This window comes from Yersinia sp. 1652 StPb PI, from assembly GCF_041538345.1.
In the GTDB taxonomy this organism is placed as follows: Bacteria; Pseudomonadota; Gammaproteobacteria; order Enterobacterales; family Enterobacteriaceae; genus Yersinia; species Yersinia enterocolitica_E.
Window position 1 is genome coordinate 1,460,329 of sequence record NZ_JAULSM010000001.1, and the last position, 22,802, is coordinate 1,483,130.

Sequence of the window (22,802 nt, forward strand, 5' to 3'; positions counted from 1 at the left end):
AAACGTTAAAATTTAACGCGGGCAATCACCATGGTAAATCAGCGCATCGGGATGTTTCACCATAGTGGTGGAAAGCGTTGATGTATGCAAATGGACGTGATTCCAGGGACTGTTAAGTTGAAAATCTTTCACGCAAGCGCGTGGTATAAAAAGCGAAAATCCTATCGGGTACTGTTTTGGCGTGAGATAACGCCACTGGCTATCCCACTGTTTATTGAAGGGCTTTGTGTGCTGCTGATGGGGGTGTTTAGCACACTGCTGGTGAGTTGGTTGGGTAAAGAGGCCATGGCGGCGGTGGGGCTGGCGGATAGCTTCAATATGTTGATTGTGGCCTTTTTTGCCTCTGTTGCGCTGGGAACATCGGTTGTGGTGTCATTTAGCCTTGGTCAGCGTAAACGCAAACAAGCACAAACGGCAGCGCGTCAATCGATCTCTCTACTGGTGCTCATCTCATTATTTTTGGTGCTACTGGTGCATTTTACCGGTGAGACGATTATTAATCTGATGGCCAGTCAAGCCGATCCCTCCGTTAAGGCGATGGCGCTGACCTATCTGCACCTGACCGTCTGGAATTATCCCGCAATGGCCATCACCTTGGTGGGTTGTGGTGCACTGCGCGGAGCCGGTAATACCCGATTACCCATGTTCATCAATATTATGATGAACATTCTCAATATTGCTATCAGTAGCATATTGATTTACGGCCTATTTAGCTGGCAGGGTTTAGGCTTTATTGGTGCCGGTATCGGTATCACGCTTTCTCGCTATATCGGCGCGCTGGTGGTGGTGCTAATGCTGATTTTTGGTGCCAATCACACTCTGCGCATCCCGTTCAAAGCGTATTTTATGCCGTTTACCTCGGCGATTATGTTTGAGGTGTTGAGTATTGGTATTCCCGCGAGTGTTGAATCAGTGATGTTTAGCATTGGTAAGCTGATTACTCAGCGTTTTGTGGCGGGGATGGGGACCGAAGTGATCGCCGGTAATTTCATCGCATTTTCAATTGTCGGGCTGATTAACTTGCCGGGCAATGCGCTGGGCTATACCTCGACGATTATTATCGGCACGCGGTTAGGGAAAGGGCAGATCTTGCAACCGATCCGCCAACTCAAGCATATCTTCTGGTTATCGACGGTTGGTGTGTGTTTTATCGCGCTATTATCGATCCCCAGCGCAGGTTTTTTGGCTTCGTTGTATACCAACGAGCCGGGCGTCATTACTGTCGTTAAACACCTGATCTGGATAAATGCACTGTTTATGCCGATTTGGGCCGCCTCTTGGGTGTTACCATCCGGCCTAAAAGGGGCGAAGGATGCCAGTTACACTATGTGGGTGGCACTGGCCGGGATGTGGGGTTGCCGGATTATCGTCGGTTACATTCTGGGGGTGACGCTAGGATTTGGCGTCATTGGCGTGTGGATGGGCATGTTCCTCGATTGGATAGTGCGTGGTGTGCTGTTTTATCGGCGAATGTCCTCTGGCCGTTGGCTATGGCGCTATCGGCCCACAGCCTGACCACTAAAGTTCATTTGCGCCCGTTTGCGGGCCAGCGCCTGGCGACTTTTATCGCATTTTCCAATGGACACAGATGGTCGTTAAGTATGTGCAGCGGCGACGTCAGGCAGTGCTCGGTGTCGCGTTTTTCTCTTAAGTCGAATTATTAAGCATTTTCTCCCAGGTGCCGATAACACTATAAGTTCCACCATGGTGAGAATGAGAAAAGGCAATGGACAGACGTGGGACGAGAGAGCACCGTGCGTGCTGTATTTTCCTGTTCCCGAATGAAAGGGTGAAGCATTAGTTGCCGCTGAGCAGAATGTTATTCCTTATTTTCCGAATGGCTGATATCGCCTTGTTATTGCACATCAACAATTATTTGCATTGGGGAAAGTATGGATAATTTTCAAAAAGAGATTGAAGAGAGAACAAATCTCACCTCATCAAACCGATTTGAACTTTTGTTGTTCCGACTGGGGGTATCTCAAGAAGAAGAGAAATCCGAGTTATTCGGTATCAACGTGTTCAAACTGCGTGAAATTGTACCCATGCCTACGCTGACCAAAGCCGCGGGTATGGCATCTCCGATGATGGGTATTGCGAATATTCGCGGAGAAATCATTCCGGTGATTGACCTCCCGTCTATCGTCGGTTGCGTGCCAAAAACTGGACTAAATATTCTGCTGGTGACTGAGTACGCCCGGAGCACACAGGCTTTTGCCGTGGAATCCGTTGACGATATCGTGCGCCTTGAATGGAGCCAGGTACTGGCTGCCGACGCGGGTGTTAAGAGCCGCAATATTACCAGTATCGCGCGCTTGGATAACGATCCTACCAGCAACCGATTGGCACTGGTGCTGGATGTTGAACAGATTCTATATGACATTATTCCTGCTAATCGCAATGTTCAAATCGACAGTGAGAAGACCAAGGCATTTGAACTTAAGCCAGGCTCAGTTGCGATTGTGGCTGAAGATTCTAAGGTGGCGCGTTCGATGCTTGAACAGGGTCTGAAGATGATGAATATCCCTGCCGTGATGCATATCACTGGTCTGGAAGCGTGGAATAAGATCAAGAAGATGGCCGATGAAGCGCGGGCCGAAGGGGTACCTATCTCGGATAAAATCGCCTTTGTGTTAACCGATTTAGAAATGCCGGAGATGGATGGTTTTACCTTGACGCTGAATATAAAACGCGATGAGTTCTTGAAAAATATTCCGGTGATAATCCATTCGTCATTATCGGGTAGTGCCAATGAAGACCATGTCCGCAAAGTTGGGGCAGATGCTTATGTGGCAAAATTCGAAGTCAACGAATTGGAAGCCGCCATCCATAGCGCTCTGGATTCAAAGAAAGCGATAAACGCGTAACCACCATGATACCTGCGGCCTTTTCCTGCATGCTCACATGAGCAGGAACGGGCCGACTGATCACTCTTGCCTAAAACCGTTATGGCACTGTGCTATTTAACGACCCGCGATACTTCCCTCTACCCACAATTTTAACTCTCGCACATCTTCCCGCGGTGCTTTTGGTGACAAGTATTTCCCGCCCGGTAGCGCCATATCAAATGGGACGGTGAGGATCTGTTTATCGATAAAATCCTTCGCCAGCAAACTGCTGACAATGGCCACACCTTGCCTGGCGATGGCGGTTTGAATCGCGTGGGTTTCATCGGTAAAACGCAGGCTGGCCTCAATATCCAGCGTTTTCGGACCATATTGATCACGCCAATGTTCCCAGTTTGGTGAGGGCTGCGGAATATGTCGGTTCTCGACGTGAAAGAGTGTCACCGTGGTTAAATCATCAAGCTGGGTTAATCCCAGTGTCGGGCTGGCAATCAGCACAAGTGCTTTGGCTGAATTGGCGCGAGTGATTGAACAGCCCTGATAGCATTCAAATCACCAAAAACTTGCTTAGTTTCCTAAGCGGGTTGCTCTAATTCTTCATCACTCACCGCTCCCCTTGGCATAATCCGGTGCGGAGAGGGTCCGATGCCAATCATTTTTCCCACATTTCTTTCTTCGCCAGAAATAGCCAACGGCAACAATTTGACCTTCATCACGAAAACAACAAAACAAAATAAAACAACAAAATGCCAGTTTGTGATTTTTAGTTTTTCATTATCTTAATTTAATAGAATATTAGTTTGATTATGTGATTTTTTAATTAAATTATTGGTATTAATCACTGTCATGTTAGTGGGGTTAATAGATGGATTTATGTTGTTTAATGTTGCTTTGAATGATTATTTCTGTGATGGTGAATTGCAGTTAAAAACATAATAACACTTTCTAATATTTCTTATCTTTTGAGGCCCGACATGAAAAATGTAGCAATACTCGGAAGCAGCGGGGGAAATCTGTTCAATCTCGGTGGTGCCTACCCCGAAAGACTTCTACAAGAAATCTATACCCAACTCCACTCTGCTGGGTTAGGTGTTAGTGCGGTGCAATTTATTGCAGCGGAAGAATCGATGGATGTGGCAAAGCCGACCACCGCCGCCGCCGTTTATTCAATAATCGCGGAGGAAGGGGATAAACCACGGATTAGCTTCCAGGGGAAACTCTCCGAGGTGAATGACGCGGTAAAATCATCGGACGCGGCCATTGCGGCACAAATCCGAGCCGGTGATATTGATGGCATCATTATCATGAGTGCCGACCCTGATCGCAGTAATAAAGACGCTATTTTGGCGGCGATAGAAAAGAAAATCCCTATTGTGGGCACTGGCGGCACCTCGATGGCAATTATCACCTCCAAAGGTGCCAATGTGATTGCCACCTCTGGCACCACCGGGACCAATAGCCGCACACGGGCTATCTCTTTTACCGCCTCGCTATGCAAACATTGGCAGATAAAATATACCCCAGTGCTGGGCAGTAGCGAGGCCAACATGCCGGGCAGTGACAAGAGCCTGCTAAAAAGAATCAATATCCGTAGCATCATGATCCCAGCTCTGCCTGGTTTTATTGCCATGGCCATTGTATTGGCGCTAAGCCATATCCCAGGGTTGCAATCACTCAATGCCATTTTTGAACTGCTGTTGAAGGGGTTGCCGGTTATTGTCGCGGTTATTGCGGCTAAACAGGTTTCTGAGCTAGATGAAGTGTCGATTGTGGCGGGGGTTGTCGCCGGGGTGCTGTCGGTAGAAGGTGGCTTAATTGGCGGTATTTTGGGAGGGATCGGCGCCGGTATTATGGTGCGTTACCTGTTCGGGCTCTGTCTGAGATGGCAATTCCCAATGACCACCATCAATATCGTAGCGGGTGGTTTGTCCGGTTTATTCTCCGGTTTAGTGATGTATTACCTGCTTAGCCCATTGGCATTAGCCGCTGGTGACTATATCAAATTGGCTATCGAAGCCACTCTGGCCTTTAGCCCGATTTTAGCCGGATTACTGGCCGGTCTGGTTATTTGGCCAGCTATTCTGGGTGGGGTTTATCACGCAGTTATATTGCCACTGGTATTACTGGAAATGGAAAAATCCGGTGTCAGCTTCCTCGGCGCGGTCGATATGGTCGGGCTGGTGATGGTGGCAGCCGGTATTAATCTGGCAAACGTGATTGCTCCGCGCGAGAAAAGTGAAGCCGCAGTAGCTGCCCCTGGGTTGTTAATTAACCTCGGTTTTGGGACGTTCGTCGAATCTGCTTACCCGTTCATGTTCTCTAATAAAGTCGTCTTTGCTGGAGCAATATTCTCCGCCGGCGTTGGCGGCATGTTGCTGGGATTATTAAATATTAAAGGCGTGGCATATGTACCTGCATTCGCCTCCCCATTCTTGTCGAATAACGCTTTTTATATGGCGATAGTCATGGCGGTAACACTGGTGTTGACCTGTGTAATCACCCTATTAGCCAACAAGTTTGTCGCAATTAAAAAAGCAGTACCCGAATCACCAACACCAGGGATCTCGGGCTAAGAGTTAACAATTAAAAAAGCCGTTTTATATAAATCAAGTAGAGGTAAATATGTTCAACGCTGATATGAGTAAGAAACGTTCCGTCGCTATGGATAAAGTACGAAATGCAATTTCATTACATGGCGGTCAAACTATTCTCAGTACTGGAATAACCGGAGATGATGCTCGCTTAGCGAAAGCAGTATGCGATTCAGGTGTTAAATTATTGGAACCTAATCACCCGGCGTTGGCACTGGCTCGCGGCCATAATGGCGTGACGAATATGCATGCTGCGGAGCGTATTCGTCATGAGATAACCATCGGCCAAATGGCACAAGCCGTGCGGGGGGTGCGTAATGTGGTGGCTGACGATATTTTTATTACCGTCGGCATCGCCGGGGGCTTTACTGAAACTGTACCTACACCCGTGACAGAACAAGATATTTTATTGATAGCTCAATCAGGGGCTGATGGTTTACATACCCATAAGTCAAGTTTTGAAGATTTAAAGGAACTGGTGGATTTAGCCCATAAATATGGTCTGACGGTGGATGCTTATATTGGTCACCCGAGTGACTTGCATACCTTCGGTATTGCCGCTGAAACCCCCGCTGACGTTGCGCAAGTGGCTAAAACGATGGAGGCACTGGGTGTTGATATGATTGGTTTAATGACTGGCATGAGCTACGAAGGTGTCAGTGCGGGTGATATTCCTGATGCTATCAAACAGCGGCTTCTGGCTTTGGTCGGTGCGGTTTCGGTACCAACATTAGCAGAAGGGGGGATCAATCTGGAAAATGCCAAAGCATTTAAAGATACCGGTGTAAATATTTTGGTGGTGGGCACCGCCATTGATAATGTTGTCTGCAACGCGGCAAAGGATGTGGTATCGCGCTTTATTACCCACTGATAGTATAATGTGAGCAAGGAGGGAGAGTATATTAGCAATAATCTATTCTCCCTTTTTTATTGGAGTCAACGTATGTATAAGTTATTAGCGCTTGCTCTTGATGGCACGTTACTCACTCAGTAAAACCAGCAATCATTATTATGAAATAATGAAATATGGCATCAGTAAGGGGTAAGGATTGCATTATTTATCTCAGCACTTAAATATTAGTGCTCAAGCCGTGGTCAGTATTGGTGATCAGCAGCATGATATCAGTATGTTTCAGTTTTCTGCTGTGGGTGTGGCAATGGGTAATGTCAGTGATTTTGTCAAATCTTGTGTGGGTAGGGTAAGTCAGGATAATAACCAACACCGGGTCGCTTTTACCGTTAATCAACTCTGGCCGGTGTGATTGAATCGCCTTTTGTTTCATAAAATTATTCAGTAGAATGACACTATGTATCGCACAGCTTCGGGCCGCTATTCTTATGAATCAGATCAAACGCAAACAGTTTATTTTAGAAAAGCTGGATAGTCTTGGTGAGGTTTCGGTTATTGGTCTTTCCGAAGAGTTGGGTGTGACGTCTGAAACCATCCGCCGGGATCTTTCCTATTTGGAAAAGAGCGGTGAGGTCACCAAAGTCCATGGCGGTGCGATAAAAGTTCAGAATATACAAGAGGGCAGTTTTGCCCAACGAATGGATTTAAATCGCCAGGAAAAAATGCTAATTGGTCAATATGCTGCATCATTGGTGACTGAAAACGATACTTTATTTATTGATTCTTGTACCACCACACTTATTTTTGCTTCATTCTTACCATTAGTGAAGTTTACTGTTTTTACTAATTCATCATTAATTGCTGATCAAATTAAAAGTAAAAATAATATGGCTGTCGTGCATGTATTAGGTGGTGAATATAATCATACCTACAAGGCTAACTTAGGCATTCAGACCATTGAGCAAATGAACGATATTCATACTGATTTCACTTTCGTCGGAGTTGGCGGAATAGACAGTGATTTTGGCGTGATGGTAAAAAATTTAGATGAAGGGCGTATTGCCAAGAAAATGTTGGCGATGGGCAGACAGAAAGTTATTTTATGTGACACCAGTAAATTTGGCCAAAGTGGGTTAATGAAAATAAGTGACATCAATGATATTGATATTATTGTCACCGATAAAAAGAAGAATATTCATAAACAAGCAATTGAAGCTATCTATTCAGATAAAATCATCTACGCCAATTAATATTATTTTACAACACCCACCCAATAGCGGGTGTCTTTATGTGTATTACCTCAGCATTTTTCAGCGTGCATTGCAGTACGAATACCCGGTTTGAACCCGTATTGTTGAGCCTGCCAGACAATAATCAACCCAAGGAGTAATAACCCCAACACTGTCCACGGGAAACTTACTGCTCCGGCGCTTTGTAACAACAGGCCACCGATGACCCCGCCCCCGGCAATGGCTAAATTCCAAGCCACCACAATCATTGACTGCGCCACATCGGCATTTTGTCCTGCGGCGTCCGCCGACGCGGTTTGCAATAGTGTGGATGCGCCACCAAAACTGAGGCCCCAGAGCAACATGCTGCCATAAATCGCGGTGGGGGATCCCCCGGCGATTACCAATATCAATGCAGCCAGAATAAAGGTACCAAGACTCAGTAATACCGCGCCACGTAACCATCGATCCACGACTAATCCGGTGAACCAAGTTCCCGCTAGCGCACTGACACCAAATACCAACAGCACTTTATCGAGCTGATTTTCCAGCCCGGCAGGGGTGATAAAAGGGGCAATATAGGTATAAAGAATATTATGTGCCAGCATCCAAAGGACAATAACCGACAAAATGGGGCGTACGCCAGGGGTGGTGAACACTTTGCGCACCGGTTGCTGCTGTTTGGCCGATTGTCCTGGATAATCAGGTATTTTCACGATAACCCAGACAATCAACAGCAAAGTTAATCCCGACATAATGGCAAATGCATTGCGCCAACTGAGCACCATGCCCAGCCATGCCCCCAATGGAACCCCTAGTGCCAGGGCGATAGGGGTGCCGGTCATGGCGATCGCCATCGCGCGCCCTTGTTGATGAGGTTGTACCATACGTCGTGCGTAACCGGCGATAAGCCCCCATGCCAGTCCAGCGGCAGCACCGGCCATAAAACGGGCCAGTAAGGTTAAAGTGAACCAAGGCGAAATAGTGGTTAAAGTATTGAATATGAAAAAACCGACAATGGCGCTGAGTAAGGCTTTACGCCGCCCCCAACTACGGGTCAAAGTAATTAAGGGGATCGCAGCCAGTAACGAACCCAGAGCATAGAGTGTCACCAATTGGCCGGCCAATGCTTGTGAAACCCCCAACCCTTGGCCGATCTGCGGCAATAATCCAGCAGGTAATGTCTCGGTCATGATGGCAATAAAGCCCGTCATCGCGAGAGCCAATAATGCCGAGAGAGGAAAGGGTGCTGTTTTCATTATTGTTTCCCGACGCCATAGATGGCGTCCCGCAGATCGTTGACAAATTGCCCGGACATACCTTCGTATAGGGTATTAGTTAATGCGACTGCGGATATCCCTTGAATCCTATCAACAAACCATGAGTGGCCATATGCACCTCCCCAACGCCATGTACCAACGGACTCAGGTGAATCAGCCAGGTGTGGATCACGCAAGACCGAAAAGCCTAACCCGAAGCCCAAACCGGGAGAGTCAGGTAAGATAAGACCCTGAGTTTGGTCTCGTCCCATCTCATCGACTAAAGCCGCTGGAAGCAGTGGTGAGCCACCCCGACGTAGCGTTTCCAGCAAGCGCAACAGGTCGTTGGCACTGCCTATCATCCCCGCACCGCCAGAAGGGAAAGCATGGCGATTGAGTGCACGGGCAGGAGAAAATCGAATACCGATGGTACCGGGGAACGCGGCGACAAGTTCATCTTCCTGCAAGGGGTGTGGTGCAGGTGTATCACTGACATAAGGCGTAGCTAGCCGACTGACATCATGGGTGAAAAAATCCGTGTCCTGCATATGTAGTGGCTCGGTGACCAATGCCCTTACTGCCTGATCTAATGGCTGACCACAAACTTGCTCGACAACTGCACCTAAGACATCAATTGCCAATGAATAAGCCCATGCAGTTCCTGGGGCATAATATAGCGGCACATCGGCTAATCGACGTAAGTTCTCGTTGAGTGTGATTGCTGAACGATCCATGCCATCGGAGATCCCCGCGCGAGCATAGGGCCCATCCTCATCAGCTTCACAAAAGCGATAGCTCAAACCGGCGGTATGGCTGAGTAATTGGCGTATCGTAATGGTTGGTAATTCCTCATTTGCCAGCCGGGGTTGAAAGTCAGGTAACCAGCGCCGGATATCGCCATCAAGGTCGAGCTTACCCTGTGCGACTAATACCATTGCTGCTGTAGAAACAATCGGCTTACTGATGGATGCCAAACGAAACAGGGTATTGGAGGTCATCGGTTGTTTGGTTTCGCGATCCGCCCATCCTGCTGCCCGGCTGAAATGTGTCTCGCCGTTAAGCGCCACCATGACCACGGTACCCACCAAGCGCTGTTCGGTGAGCGCCTTATCAATCACTGTATTAATTCTGGCTGCCAGATGCACTGGCTGTATTGGCACTAACGAACTCGCAGACATAGTAATTCCTTAATCTGAATGAATGAAGACTTAACCATAGATGGCAATCTAACAATAGATAACTACGCAATCAGGAAAAAGTGGGGTAGATTTCCAGTATTAGAGGATATAAATGTCCGCAATCGGAGCCGTGATGGATAGCCTAAGCAGTCTGAGTGTTTTTGTTCAAGTGGCCGAGACCCGTAGTTTTGTGATGGCAGGGCGTATATTGGGTGTTTCCGCTTCAGCGGTTGGTAAGAATATCGCACGGCTCGAGGGGCGGTTAGGCGTGAGATTATTTCACCGCAGCACTCGCAGCATAGCACTGACTTCCGAAGGTGCGCTTTTTCTTGAACGTAGTCGGCGGATTCTTGCTGAGGTAGAGGCGGCAGAGCTTGAGCTGTTACAACTTACCGATAAACCGCGCGGCAGGTTGCGGGTCAGTTTACCACTGGTGAGCACATTGTTGTTACCCGTATTGGCCGATTTTATGCTCGCATACCCCGACATTGAGCTGGATCTGGATTTTAGTGATCGGATTGTTGATGTGGTCGAAGAGGGATTTGATGCCGTCGTCCGTACCGGTGAACTGACTGATTCCCGTTTGTCAGCCCGTAAGTTGGGGCAGTCCACCATGCTACTGGTGGCATCGCCCGCCTATCTGGAGCAGCATGGTGAGCCTATGCACCCTGTTGAACTGGCGAATCATATCTGCCTGCATTATCGTTTCCCTAACAGCGGAAAATTGGAAACCTGGCCCTTGCCCAATGAGTCTGATTTGCGGATCCCAATCTCGATGGTATGCAACAACATTGAAACCAGAATGTGTTTTGCTTTAAGAGGATTGGGCATCGCCTGCTTACCGGATTTTTCGATGGGAAAGGCAGTGGCGGAAGGCAAATTACGAAGCTTGCTGGATAGTTATGTAAAGCGCACAGTGAGCTTGCATGTGGTGTGGCCTTCCGGGCGTTATATCACGCCTAAATTACGGGTATTTATCGATTTCCTTAGTGACAGGATGTTTGCGGGCAAATAGCCACTTAAGCTATAGGCGAAAAGTTTTTAGCACAGCATGATTGGCATCTTGATAATCCGGCCGTGGGGACATTACTTTTCTTCAGTCAATAAGGCTTTTTTGGCTGCTTCAAGAAATTCATCCGACAACTTATCCCCGGCGGTGGCGCGCGCCAGTGTTAATGCACCGGACAACATAGCAAGCTGTACCAGCGCGTGTTGCCTGCGTTGTTCTTCATTTTCTATATCAGAAACAGACATTAATCTGTCTAGCAGGGATCTCACGCCACTGAGATAAACCTCTCGCACCGGATTCTCATCATTCTCACGTGCCACATCGCTGGCTAGCGCAGTAATTGCACAGCCATCTTCTGCATGGTCACGGTGGGTGGTTGAGAGATAAAGTTCGACTAACGTGCGCAGATTATGATGCTCGGGCTGGCTGCTGATTTGCTGCCAACGGGTGCTGGAATCGTCGAGCGCTTTGCGACTGGCGATAGCCGCCAATTCATCTTTAGAGGTAAAGTGTCCATAGAACCCGCCATGGGTCAATCCGACCGCAGCCATTAAATCGTTGACGCTGACACCATTCAAACCCCGGGCACGGAAGAGTTGCGAAGAGGTCTGTACGATTGACTCGCGATTGAGTGCCATCTGTTGCTTTGATACTCGGGCCATACATTTCTCCTGATTGAACAGGCAGCATCATAAAGTATGCCATGCTAGCACATCAATAGATGTTGCCTCTCATCAATACAGACCTTGATTCATGCCCGCGGTGGTAGGGGGGCGATGATACGGGTACTATCGCCGCCCTGCGCCCGTGCCAGAGTGTTGGCGATTTGTTCGTGTGGCGTCCCCAGAGTAATGGCGCTGACCTTATCAAGACGTGCCACTTGTTCATCACTCAATATCACATCTAATGCTGCCAGTGTGTCAGCCAGTTGGGCTTGGGTACGGGAGCCTAAAATAGGGATTAGACTGGTAGGGGAGTTTGCGGCTTTATGGCGCAACCAGGCAATAGCAATATGTAATGGTTGCATGTGGTGTTCCTGTGCTATTGCGATAACTTCATCGAGTAGCGCAGTATCTTGCTCGGTATGCACCAATCGGCCCGCAAAACCAAGTAGACGACCTTCATCGCTTTGACGATATTTTCCTGTCAGCAATCCTCCCCCCAGAGGTGACCACAGTGTGGCTGCTAAGCCGAGTGCTTCGGCCATCGGCAGTAGTTCACGTTCAGCCGTTCGCTGTACCAAACTGTACTCTACCTGAATACCGGCAATACGTGACCAGCCGCGTAATTCTGCCAAGGTATCTGCCCGTGCAATGCGCCATGCCGGGAAATTGGAAAGCCCTGCATACTGTATTTTGCCTGCACGAGTCAGGTCGTCAAAAGCGCGCACAATTTCTTCAAGAGGCGTTAACTGGTCATCAAAATGGGCCCACAATAAATCAATGCGGTCGGTGTTAAGCCGTTTAAGGCTGCTTTCCACGGAAGCAATCATATTGCGGCGGCTGTTTCCGGTTTGAGCAATCCCCGCATCCGGTTGTGCTCCCAGCGTATACTTTGTTGCGACCACAAAACGATCACGTTCCGCAGCAATAAACTCTCCTACGATCTGTTCAGATTGACCGAATTGGTAAGTATCTGCGGTGTCGATGAAATTCCCCCCGGCCTCGGCATAGCGGTCAAATACCTGTTTTGCTTCCTCTTTTTCCGAGCCATATCCCCAGGCAGTACCAAAGTTACCGGTACCCAGTGCCAGTTCGGAGACCCGTAGGCCGCTATTACGACCAAAAGTGGTGTATTTCATATTGATTCCCCATCCCAATAATTATTTATGATGACCAACATCTATTATATATGACACTCATAATCTATTTGTGCAAGTGAATCCTCTTTGACACTTAGATGATGTAATTATGTGCAATGACGAAATGGAATGAGTCAGCCGACTGCAATAGTGTTTGGCGTGGACTTTGTGTGAGGCGGTGCTGGTTTAGCGCAAGAAGGGGCGATAGGTGTTGGTCTATGCAGGCTCAGACGGAGATGCTGTTCTGGCTCATTAAAAACAGTACCCATGATTTCGCTTGAAGCCAGTTTATAAATAGCGCTAAGAGAGTCACATATTTTAATCGGATAAAAGTGTCTGAATCGCCATGGAGCGAATACACTCTTCTACGATGCCGTTTTTTATTTGTATTACGTTCATCATCTAATTGTTGAGTGATATCACTGCCGTCCGAATGACGTTTCCTCTCCCGGGAACGCTCTGGTTTTAGTCGGTGACGATCCTGAGTCGGACTTTCTTTTATAGGCTGTTCGTTCGCGAACGGCCCCTGCATGCAACCAAGGAACGAAAGATGGCCTACGCAACAACCAATCCCTACACCGGCGAAACGATCAAGACGTTTCCTGACGCCACTACCGCCGATGTTGCTCTTGCTCTGGATCAAGGCGATGGGGCATTCAAGCAATGGAAAAATACCACAATCGCCGATCGTGTTGCCGTGCTGCAAAAGGCGGCCGACTTGCTCCGAGCCAAGCATACCGAATACGCCAAGTTGTTGACACTGGAGATGGGTAAGCTACTGGGAGAGGCCGAAGCGGAGGTCGAACTATCGGCGGCTATCTTTGAGTACTACGTCGAGAATGCGCAGCAGCAACTGGCGCCGGAGAAGCTGCATTCTAAAGACCCTGCGGTAACCGAAGCGTGGCTGGTGCATGAGCCTCTAGGCATCATCCTGGCTATCGAACCGTGGAATTTTCCCTACTACCAGATAGCTCGAATCATCGCGCCGCAGTTAGCGGCCGGGAATGTCGTGATACTCAAGCATGCGTCTAACGTACCGCAATCTGCCGATGTGTTTGAGAAGCTGATGCTTGAAGCCGGCCTGCCGGTAGGCGGATTCAAAAACCTCTACGCTAGCCGTGAGCAACTCGAAACCATCATTAACGATCCGCGTGTACATGGTGTTGCGCTAACGGGTTCGGAGGACGCAGGCGCTGTGGTTGCAGCACAGGCCGGTAAGGCATTGAAGAAGTCGACGATGGAGCTGGGTGGTGCTGACGCCTTTGTGGTGTTGGAAGATGCTGATCTGGACAAGGCCGCTAAGTGGGCGGTGTTTGGCCGCCACTGGAATGCCGGCCAGGTGTGCTGCTCGTCCAAGCGTATTATCGTGGTCGAGGCTATCTACGACGCTTTCCTTGATAAGTACACAGCTGGCGTTGCCCAGCTCAAGGCCGGCGATCCGCTGGACCCTGCCACGACTCTGGCGCCGCTGTCCTCACAGGGTGCGGCCGACGATGTGCGTAAACAGGTGAAGGAAGCTGTCGGCCACGGCGCGACCCTGACCGTGATTGGCGCTGAGGTGCCGTCGCAGGGCGCCTTCGTGCAACCGGTGTTGCTCACCGGCCTGACTAAGGATAACCCGGCGTATTACTGGGAATTCTTTGGCCCGGTATCGCTGGTCTTTAAAGCCAAAGATGAAGCGGAAGCTATCGAGATTGCGAATGACTCGCCTTTCGGGCTTGGCGGTTCGGTGTTCACTCAAGACATCGAACGGGGCCGCAAGGTTGCAGCTCAAATGTCTACCGGCATGGTCTACATCAACCATCCGACTGCGGTGAAGGCTGACCTGCCATTTGGCGGTGTGCGCCGCTCAGGCTATGGCCGCGAGCTGATTGGTCTGGGACTGAAGGAGTTTGTCAATCATAAGCTGATTGGTGTGACTGATATTGATGGCGGCTTCTGATCTACTCTGCAATTTTTAGTTATTCAGAATGAGATTTTATTAAATTGTTCGGAGATCAATAACGGTGCCGAAGCACCGTTATTGATGAGAGCTAATAACGATTAGAAGTTGTATTTCACCCCTAACATCACTGCGGTATCACTGTAACCTTTGTCACCCAATTGCTGGCCAACGTTACCCCAGACATTCAGTTGCTTGTTCAATTGCCCCTCAACACCCACTTTCAGTTCACCGATATTCTTCGCGCCAGCTTGTTTCACGTCAACGGCGTTCATATTGGTGCCAAAATCTTTGGTGTTGTGGATCCAGTTGGCTTCCACAAACGGTTGGAACTCGCGATCCTTGCCATTATCACTTTCGTGGTGGCCTTTCATATAAGAACGCAGCCCCAGACGCGTCTGGATATTACCGTCGCCTTGACCACTCACCTGAGTACCGTTTGCTTCACGGTGCTCGTCAGCCTTCACACCCATCCAGGTGATTTGGGCTTTCGGCTGGATAAAGTACGTTTCGTTCTTAGACTGATTTTCACCGATCTTAAAGGTGTAGCCGCTCTCGACCGACGCGGTGATCCCTTTCGATTTATACTCTTCCGTCGCCAGACCGTCGCCCTGCACGCTATTGTTAAACCAGCTGTACTGCGCCCAACCGTCAACATACAAGCCCGACTTGTCTTCGTCGTTGGCATACCAGGTGCTGTACACCCCGGCGGTGTAACCATCAACCGAACCACTCGACTTATAGCCCGATTTCGCGTGGGTGTCGCTCTTGCTATTACCGTAACCGGCCATCACACCCAGGTGTAAACGGTCCAGACCATCGTTGCTCCACTGGGCAATATCGCCACCCAATTGCATCACATAGCGGTTGCTTTGGGTTTTCAACTGACCACTGGTGTCACGTGAACGGTTATGTCCGCCTTCGTTACGCAACCACATGCTGGTCACTTTCTGCTCGCCAGTCAGGGCGTCGATATACTGTGTTTCGCCCAAACGATCGTGCAGACGCGTCACAAACATAGTGTTGGCTGCGGCCAGGTTCGCGGTGTAGCTGCCGGCTTCAGGACGTTTAGTTTCCTCGCCTGGACCCGCCGGGTTTTCTGGATCAACCGGGTTCTCTGGATCAATCGGCAAATTACTCAGGCTGGTCAAATACCAGTTACTGGCGTTTGAACCCACCCCACGTACCAGTGAGTAATCATATGCACCCGCTACGATACGGCCAGGGTTCACAAACTCACCGTCTGACTGGCCGTTCACCTGAATGAGCTCAATACCGTTTAAGGTTTTAGCGCCCGTACCGCCCGCATTATCTACGCTTACGTTAGTGGTGCCGCTGGTGTTACCGTTCACAATCATGCTGTCAGTTGCGGAGTCATCTGCACCCAACGCCGTATTGAAATGCAGCAGACCATTGTTGCCAATGTAGTTGCCGTTTACCACTAATTGATTCCCCGTGGTGCCCGTACCATCATTAGTTTTATTGCCGATAAAAATTGTGCCACTGTTGGTTAAGTCAGTGCCAACGGTAAAGATGTTACTGGCCGAGGCCAGACGGCCCATCGCCGGTACCACCGGTGCCGTTGGGTTGCCCACAAACAGCACGCCCTGGTTATCAACCGCTCCCGCTACGCCACCAAAACCGCCCATAAAGGCACCGCTGGCTATATTCACCTGCTGGCTTGCCAGCGTCATGGGGTCAGCGCTGCTGCCTAACATCAGGCCACCCGCATTGATATCTGTCTGGCCGGTATAGGCCGCCGTTTGAGTCAATGACAGGGTACCGTCACCGTTTTTAGTCAGACTACCACTGCCGGTAATGCTGTTTGCCAACAACCAGTTATTATCGCTATTGAGCACCAATGAACCGTCGTTAGTGACCGCTGCCGTCCCCAGATGTTCTGCCTGAGAAGCGGTTAACTGGCTGCCGTTCGTGATAGCAAACAGGCCGCTGAACAGGCGGTTATCACCGCTCAATGTGATGTCGCTGTTATCTTCCAGCACCACACTGCCAGCATCACTGATAGCATTTGCTAACTGGCCCGCAGCCCCTTTCAGTGTCAGCAGACCGGCGTTAACGATATTGCCATCGCCCAGACCCGCTGCATTGTTCAGTAACGCTTGTGCGCCACTGGCAATGGTGGTCACCGCGCTCAGGCCAGTATTGGCACCCTTAACGGTCAGCACATTGGCGGCAATTGTCAGCGCGCCACTGCCGGTCAGTTCACCCTCAGACACACCGCCCTGACTCAAGGTTAAGCTGCCACCATTGAGATCAACCGTTGAACCCGCAGTACTGTTCAGTTCGCCCACGGTTTGGCTGTGACCCCTCATGTCAAAGGCAGTATCTGCTGCCAGTGATAACAGCGAGGTATTCCCCAACACATTATTATTCAGCATCTGCAAGGTGCCGCTGCGTACATCGGTAGAACCGGTGTAATCATTATCCAGATTGGACAGTGTTACCGTATTTCCTGCACCGGTATCAATCGCCAACTCACCACTGCCCGTCACTTTGGCACTCAAATCCGCCGCAGGACCGGTTTTATTGGTGGCATACAGCGCCAGTGCATCTGCACCGCTGCCCAGCAGTTCAACTTCGGTCAGGCCGTAACCGATATACAAACCGTCGTTACCCGTACCGCTGCTCAGGCGATAATCGTAAGTGCCTTTGGCGACCGTGGTGCCATTCTGTGCAATATCGGCCGTGGTGGCATCGGTAATGACATTACCATCCTGGTCTTTCAGCACCAGATTGCCGCCATTGCCTTGCACGGCCACATCACTCACCGCCAGTTGTAGCACGGTATTGGCGTCATCCTGCTCCATGATGGGCAGTACTGGATTGACCGGCGTCTGGCTGTTGTCGACGCTGTCGATGTCCACAACCACCGTCCCGGTGCCCAGCAGGTTCATCTCTTTGGTGGTATGGATAGTGCTTTTCGCCACCGTCTCACCCGGAGTGCCGGTGTTAAATTTCACCGTACCGCCGTCAAAGGCCAACCCACCGATAGTTTGCACACCGTCACCGACGGTGGTGATACTGTCCGCGCCCAGTTTCAGGGTGGCATTCACTAATGCTGCCGTGTTATCCGCCGCCAGTTCAAAAGTGGCGTGACCTAATGCCAGTACCCCGTTAAAGGCGTTCTGTGCCGCATTAGCCGTAAAATCAAAGGCATTACCGGCGGTATTAACGGCCATCGTGCCGAGGCCGTTCAACTTGCTGTTAAAGCTCACGGCATTCAGGTTATTAACCTGCAACAGACTGCCGTCACCCAGATTAAAACCGGTGTTGGCATTGTCATCCTGACTGTCACCCAGCGCCAGCAGCACGTTGTCCAGTGTCAGCGTCGAGTTATTGATCAGATCGATATAATCCATATTACTGATGGCAGCAGCGTTACTCAGGGTATACGCCGAGTTATCAAAGCGCAGGGTATCCATGCCGGTACCGCCGTTCAGTGAGCTGAACACACCTGTATCAGTTAATGTAAGATCTTTCAGAATAAACAGGTCGTCACCCGCGCCGGTGGTGAAATCATTGCCTTTACTGCCTTGCATCAGGGTCACGGTGTTGTTGCCCGCTAACAGATCCACCTTGCCAACAATTGTGCCACCCGTGGCGTTGGTAAAGGCCAGACCCGTCCCAGTATTGGTTACGACAGCCTGCTGCGTGGCGCTGTTGGCTTGAATGGTGCCGCTGTTGACGAAGCTGTTAACAAAACCATTATCAATATCGACCACCGGGCTGCTCAGTGACTTAGATTTCAGGTTACCTGATTGTTCCACTTGTGCCGTGGTGCCGCCAACGATAAGCGCTGCACCGCCTGCGGCATCATTGACGTTTACGCTGGCACCGGTTTTCAGATCCTGGCTGGAGTTGGTGACAATCCCTTTGCCCGCGGCTGAATTGACGTTAATCACCAGATCGGCCGAGTCGGACATGTCCAGCGTATTATCGGTGATGGTGTCGCCCGTGTTGGCAAACAGAATACCGGTACCGCTGCCGTTGACATTGATCGTGCCAGAGTTGGTTGCCGCCATGGAGGCACCGGTACGAATACCTGCACCATTACCCACCGTCAGCGAGGTGTTTTTTAACTGAATGCCGGTAATTTCCGCTTTGTTTTCAATCGCATTACCTGTGCCGCCCGCGGTCATGGTAATGGTTGCGCCATCCACGGTCAGTGCCGTGGCACCGGTATCAAGCAGTACGCCATGGGCAGTGCCGCCCGCTTTGGTTTCACCGTTACCGGATAAGGTCAGGCTCGCACCCGCACCCAGCAGATAAGCGGCAGTGCCGTCGGTTGCGTTGACGGTACCGCTGTTATTCACGGTAGAGTTAGCGCCCTGAATATTGACCGCAGTCCCATTTACGGTGATGAGGTTTTGGTTGGTCAGAATCCCGCCGTCTACCAGCACGCCAGTACTGCCTGCTTGTGTAAAATCAATGGAGCCCTTGTGGATAAGCTCACCACCATTACGGGCGATATAGCCATAGGCACCAGACGCGGTGTTACCGGTGGTCAATACCGCCGAACTGGTTAAGACAGATTTTCCGGTAGCTCCGGTGGCAATACCATCCAGGCCGTAGTAGTTGCCATCGACGATACCGGCAGTAGCCCCATCACCGCTCAATTCCAGACTGGCATCTGCCGTGATGGTGCCGGTAGCTCCTCCTTCAACTTTGACCCCAGTAGAGCCCTCGCCAGACAGGACCATATCTAACGCGCCGGAGGTAAAGCTACTGCCAGCACCCGTAACCTGAATAAGGGATGAGTTCTTACCCGTTGCATTCATGGTTGAGGCCGTCGTTCCAGCGAAAGAGGCCCCTTTATCGACGCGATATAAGGTAGAACCTTCAGTTGCAACGGTTTCAGCACCAACCGCGGTGTTATTAACACTCGCACCGGCACCATAAATCAGGTAGCCCACTTGTTTGGTGCCGGAGACAAACTCAACCTGACCGGTACCGGAGACATTAATGGTGCCTTTATCTTCGGCAACCACCCCGATAGCCCCATCGCCAGCAAGATAAACTTGACCAGAAAGATTAGCTACCGCGCCTGCACCAACCGCCTGAATACCGTAGTTCGCCAGATTAGTGGCAGCATCAAGCCCGTTATTCACATAAACGTTACCGGCGTTAGTGGCTGAGCTGTTGGTCAGCACTTTAATACCGACGGTATTGATACCATTTATAACGATGTCGCCATTATTGAAGATATTCGTGGCGCTGTAACGGGATAAGATACCAATATTCTGCGCTGATTTTTCTCCAGGTGTTGCACCCGCACCGTTTAGCTCGATGGTACCGTTCTGATTGACTGCCGTTCTCACCCCTTGCGCATCAACAGCAATAGAGTTTTCAGTTTTGCTACCAATCACGATTTTACCGGTCGCACTATTGGTAAAGGTGGCGATATTGCTCAGATTAACGGTATCTTGTAGTAATTTGACGGCATAAGACTGGGTCTTAATAGCCAGATCAGTGACGATATCAGTCGCTGAACGTTGGGCTTGACGACCCACATAGACAGTACCGTTATTTTCAAAGGTAGAGCCTTTCTGAACATTAACCCCTTCATTCATATATCCTGCCGGAGGGACTAAATCGACAGTTGCCGCGATGTTGATTGCACCGTTATTGACGAAGGATGAGTTGCCATCGATCATCGCTGCGCGAGTATAAACGCTTGCCCCACGAGAAGCGGTATTTATCACACCATTGTTGGTGACTGACGAAGTTCCATTAGCCAAAATAGCGGTATGGCTGCCGTTGGCAACATATAGCGGTAATGTGGAGGTCGGGGTGGGTTTGAAATCCAGCATGTCAGGGTTAGTCCCTGCATCCAAAACACCTGTAGATTCAATAACTACCGTACTATCAGTGGCAAAAATAATATTGGTGCCACGAACAGTGCCTGCGGCTGAACCTAGTGTCCCAGCATTATTCAATGTTGCACCGTCTTCCAGACGCACCACTGAAATATCGGTGTTATAAGCCTGAATATTGGCATCAGCACCAATGTTCACTATGGCATGCTGACCTTCACCATGAATAAAGGCAACACGATCAGAATCAACGAAATGGTTTACAGCATCATTAGCATCAATCCCCATATCAAGATAGATCGGGGTAACTTTAGGTGAGCTATTGCTGCCATTAGTGATATAGGCTCTCGCCAGTTCTGTCTGATAGGCGGTACTGCTCAGTGTAATAGCACCACTCTTAATAGCATCGATCAGGTCTTGGTTATATTTTTGGAAATCTGCAAAATTTTGAACATTTTGGGCCCCTAGATAAGGGCTGGTGAATGCGCCGGTAAAGTCATCAAGTACAGCATTCGCCACTGCGGTGTCGCGGTCACGAAGGTTATTACTGTTATTACCCAAGTTGACCACTGTCTTAGCGTTATAATTTAAGACTGTATTCTGGGCCGATGTAGTAGATTCAACATAGAATCCTGAAGAGGTCGTTGTTGCAGCTTCACTTTTCAGGCTGCCTTTAAGAATGGCGTTAAAATAGTTATCGCTGTCATTAACCCAGCCTGCGGCAGTGCTACCAACATTCACACTTAGGTCGCTACCATCCAGCACATGGAATAGGTTGCGATTCACATACTGACCATTTTCACCGACCGCATGAGAAACCGGTACCGAAAAATCAGCAAGTGGTTTAATTGACATTTTGTCGTTGTTATACACATTAATGGTAATTAATGCGCCAGTGCCTTTCGGGTCAAGGAAGGTTTCAGTTACCATTGAACCCAAGTTGAAAATATTTTTACTGAGCAGATTCTCAGCACCATTAAGGAATTTATCTGTCGGAATATCCCCTAACTTCATGTTTGTAAAACCATTGGCTCCGCGAGTAATGCTGCTAAAGCTCCCCGATAAAGTATTGTTGGCTCCACTAAACGTCTGCGTAAAATCAACTTCAGGTGTAAATCCGGGAACACTTACATCCGCAGCAAAAGCAGAGCTCGCCCCTAATGTAAACATCAAGGTGATGGCAATCTGGCTCAGGCGAGAAGGGGTCGTTAAACCTAAAGTTGTATCGACAGTTCCTGAGCAAAGTGACTTAGTTTTTTTTCCTGATTTAGAGATTTCAGATGCAACGTCATAGCGGCCTAAGGCACTATTCCAAATGACTTTAAATACTTTATTCATTGTATTACTCTAATTAGATGCGTAGACCTGATAATCTGGTCTATCCACAAGGGTGTTGGTTTAGAACTGAGTAGGATTGTTTAAAATGTTAAATTAACAAGGTTGACCTTTTAATCAGCACAATATAACTCACCCCCTTAATTACGAATATAGGAGGGCGATAGGGGTGTTGTAGGAAATTTCCCTAAATTGATTTAATTGATTTAATTGATTTATTAAGTGCAGTGCGACTTGTTGTAAATGTAAGACGTTTGTTTTTTAAGTTTTACTTGTTATTTTTCAATTTGTTATGGTTGTGATTATGGCTTTGGTGGCGTGGTGTTTCGGATTTATTGGGGCGTTATCTTTATATTGATAGCGGTTGAGTTAACCATAGTAACTGAGAGGGTAACTTGCTGCTATTTTTCCGTTGCAATTATCTCAGCCACAGTTTTATATCTATTCTTATTTCAGGTTACGGATACAATGCTCAATGCGTTTAGTGTGTGATAGTTAAATAAAACTGAATCATTGTTAGATGTGTAATTGATAATCTTAATAAGATGAGAATGAAAAGAAATGTTTTTAATTATAAGTTTAAACTGGGGTGAATTAATCTAGTTCAGCACTGTTATTATCTTTTGTGTGCAGCTGAAATTATGAATATTGGGTTTTGAGCTCTGTAACACGGGTTACCGCAATATTGTGATGAAGTTAGGAGTTACCTGCCATCAGCCAGTACCATTACATCAGTGCAGAGGTGGATACTGTAACTGGCTAATAAATAAGCCAAACCTGAATTCCCTTTATGTCAACACCACCAGCATGACCACCAATAACTGCGGGTTACATAAATCTGGTTTGAGTGATCCTCAGCATGTGGTGATCGTTACTATGGTTTTCCCTTAAAAGGAAGTGTAGTTAGAGCGAGCATCGAAGAGTCTAT

At 48.9% G+C, this 22,802-nt stretch carries 14 protein-coding genes; 8 read left to right on the top strand and 6 right to left on the bottom strand.

Annotated features, from left to right (window positions below):
- Positions 1-117 precede the first annotated feature (117 nt).
- Positions 118-1,515 (top strand): EmmdR/YeeO family multidrug/toxin efflux MATE transporter, encoded by a 1,398-nt coding sequence (locus tag Q2T71_RS06690; RefSeq protein ID WP_372558510.1) that lies wholly within the window; start codon positions 118-120, stop codon positions 1,513-1,515.
- 377 nt (positions 1,516-1,892) lie between these two features.
- Positions 1,893-2,867, top strand: coding sequence for a chemotaxis protein (locus Q2T71_RS06695; RefSeq protein ID WP_083159249.1), 975 nt, complete (start codon positions 1,893-1,895; stop codon positions 2,865-2,867).
- Between the two features lie 96 nt (positions 2,868-2,963).
- On the opposite strand, the gene Q2T71_RS06700 is transcribed toward Q2T71_RS06695, so the two are convergent.
- Entirely contained in the window at positions 2,964-3,344 is a 381-nt protein-coding gene (locus Q2T71_RS06700; RefSeq protein WP_372558511.1) for a hypothetical protein, read from the bottom strand.
- 476 nt (positions 3,345-3,820) lie between these two features.
- Between Q2T71_RS06700 and Q2T71_RS06705 the strand changes: the two genes are divergently transcribed.
- From Q2T71_RS06705 to Q2T71_RS06720, 4 genes are all read left to right on the top strand, one after another.
- Positions 3,821-5,419 (top strand): PTS sugar transporter, encoded by a 1,599-nt coding sequence (locus Q2T71_RS06705; RefSeq protein ID WP_083159248.1) that lies wholly within the window; start codon positions 3,821-3,823, stop codon positions 5,417-5,419.
- Between the two features lie 49 nt (positions 5,420-5,468).
- Positions 5,469-6,308, top strand: coding sequence for a histidine biosynthesis protein (locus Q2T71_RS06710; RefSeq protein ID WP_372558512.1), 840 nt, complete (start codon positions 5,469-5,471; stop codon positions 6,306-6,308).
- A gap of 178 nt (positions 6,309-6,486) precedes the next feature.
- Positions 6,487-6,699 (top strand): HAD hydrolase family protein, encoded by a 213-nt coding sequence (locus Q2T71_RS06715; protein WP_372558513.1) that lies wholly within the window; start codon positions 6,487-6,489, stop codon positions 6,697-6,699.
- A gap of 76 nt (positions 6,700-6,775) precedes the next feature.
- A complete protein-coding gene (locus tag Q2T71_RS06720; protein WP_083163745.1) occupies positions 6,776-7,537 on the top strand; it encodes a DeoR/GlpR family DNA-binding transcription regulator in 762 nt (253 codons plus the stop codon).
- Positions 7,538-7,587: 50 nt separating this feature from the next.
- Here the strand turns inward: Q2T71_RS06720 and Q2T71_RS06725 are convergent, their stop codons facing one another.
- Both Q2T71_RS06725 and Q2T71_RS06730 read right to left on the bottom strand, forming a co-directional pair.
- Positions 7,588-8,775, bottom strand: coding sequence for an MFS transporter (locus tag Q2T71_RS06725; protein WP_372558514.1), 1,188 nt, complete (start codon positions 8,773-8,775; stop codon positions 7,588-7,590).
- Complete coding sequence (locus Q2T71_RS06730) at positions 8,775-9,953, bottom strand: serine hydrolase domain-containing protein (protein ID WP_372558515.1); 1,179 nt, start codon at positions 9,951-9,953, stop codon at positions 8,775-8,777. Before Q2T71_RS06730 ends, Q2T71_RS06725 begins: the two co-directional genes overlap by 1 nt.
- 133 nt (positions 9,954-10,086) lie before the next feature.
- Between Q2T71_RS06730 and Q2T71_RS06735 the strand changes: the two genes are divergently transcribed.
- A complete protein-coding gene (locus Q2T71_RS06735; RefSeq protein ID WP_083159244.1) occupies positions 10,087-10,968 on the top strand; it encodes a LysR family transcriptional regulator in 882 nt (293 codons plus the stop codon).
- Positions 10,969-11,039: 71 nt separating this feature from the next.
- Here the strand turns inward: Q2T71_RS06735 and Q2T71_RS06740 are convergent, their stop codons facing one another.
- Together Q2T71_RS06740 and Q2T71_RS06745 are read right to left on the bottom strand one after the other, a co-directional pair.
- Positions 11,040-11,624 (bottom strand): TetR/AcrR family transcriptional regulator, encoded by a 585-nt coding sequence (locus Q2T71_RS06740; RefSeq protein ID WP_372558516.1) that lies wholly within the window; start codon positions 11,622-11,624, stop codon positions 11,040-11,042.
- 89 nt (positions 11,625-11,713) lie between these two features.
- Complete coding sequence (locus Q2T71_RS06745; protein WP_372558517.1) at positions 11,714-12,763, bottom strand: aldo/keto reductase; 1,050 nt, start codon at positions 12,761-12,763, stop codon at positions 11,714-11,716.
- Between the two features lie 550 nt (positions 12,764-13,313).
- Between Q2T71_RS06745 and Q2T71_RS06750 the strand changes: the two genes are divergently transcribed.
- Complete coding sequence (locus Q2T71_RS06750; protein WP_372558518.1) at positions 13,314-14,705, top strand: NAD-dependent succinate-semialdehyde dehydrogenase; 1,392 nt, start codon at positions 13,314-13,316, stop codon at positions 14,703-14,705.
- Positions 14,706-14,806: 101 nt separating this feature from the next.
- Here Q2T71_RS06750 and Q2T71_RS06755 read toward each other — a convergent pair whose 3' ends face one another.
- Positions 14,807-21,877 carry an autotransporter outer membrane beta-barrel domain-containing protein gene (locus Q2T71_RS06755; RefSeq protein ID WP_372558519.1) on the bottom strand — a complete coding sequence of 2,357 codons (7,071 nt, stop codon included), beginning with the start codon at positions 21,875-21,877 and terminating at the stop codon, positions 14,807-14,809.
- Between the last annotated feature and the right edge of the window lie 925 nt (positions 21,878-22,802).

Excerpts from the sequence above, each read along its gene's own strand:
- Q2T71_RS06750 (WP_372558518.1), top strand. The coding sequence starts at position 13,314 with ATGGCCTACGCAACAACCAATCCCTACACCGGCGAAACGATCAAGACG.
- Q2T71_RS06695 (WP_083159249.1), top strand. The coding sequence starts at position 1,893 with ATGGATAATTTTCAAAAAGAGATTGAAGAGAGAACAAATCTCACCTCA.
- Q2T71_RS06735 (WP_083159244.1), top strand. The coding sequence starts at position 10,087 with ATGGATAGCCTAAGCAGTCTGAGTGTTTTTGTTCAAGTGGCCGAGACC.
- Q2T71_RS06720 (WP_083163745.1), top strand. The coding sequence starts at position 6,776 with ATGAATCAGATCAAACGCAAACAGTTTATTTTAGAAAAGCTGGATAGT.
- Q2T71_RS06730 (WP_372558515.1), bottom strand. The coding sequence starts at position 9,953 with ATGTCTGCGAGTTCGTTAGTGCCAATACAGCCAGTGCATCTGGCAGCC.
- Q2T71_RS06725 (WP_372558514.1), bottom strand. The coding sequence starts at position 8,775 with ATGAAAACAGCACCCTTTCCTCTCTCGGCATTATTGGCTCTCGCGATG.
- Q2T71_RS06740 (WP_372558516.1), bottom strand. The coding sequence starts at position 11,624 with ATGGCCCGAGTATCAAAGCAACAGATGGCACTCAATCGCGAGTCAATC.
- Q2T71_RS06710 (WP_372558512.1), top strand. The coding sequence starts at position 5,469 with ATGTTCAACGCTGATATGAGTAAGAAACGTTCCGTCGCTATGGATAAA.
- Q2T71_RS06705 (WP_083159248.1), top strand. The coding sequence starts at position 3,821 with ATGAAAAATGTAGCAATACTCGGAAGCAGCGGGGGAAATCTGTTCAAT.
- Q2T71_RS06745 (WP_372558517.1), bottom strand. The coding sequence starts at position 12,763 with ATGAAATACACCACTTTTGGTCGTAATAGCGGCCTACGGGTCTCCGAA.
- Q2T71_RS06755 (WP_372558519.1), bottom strand. The coding sequence starts at position 21,877 with ATGAATAAAGTATTTAAAGTCATTTGGAATAGTGCCTTAGGCCGCTAT.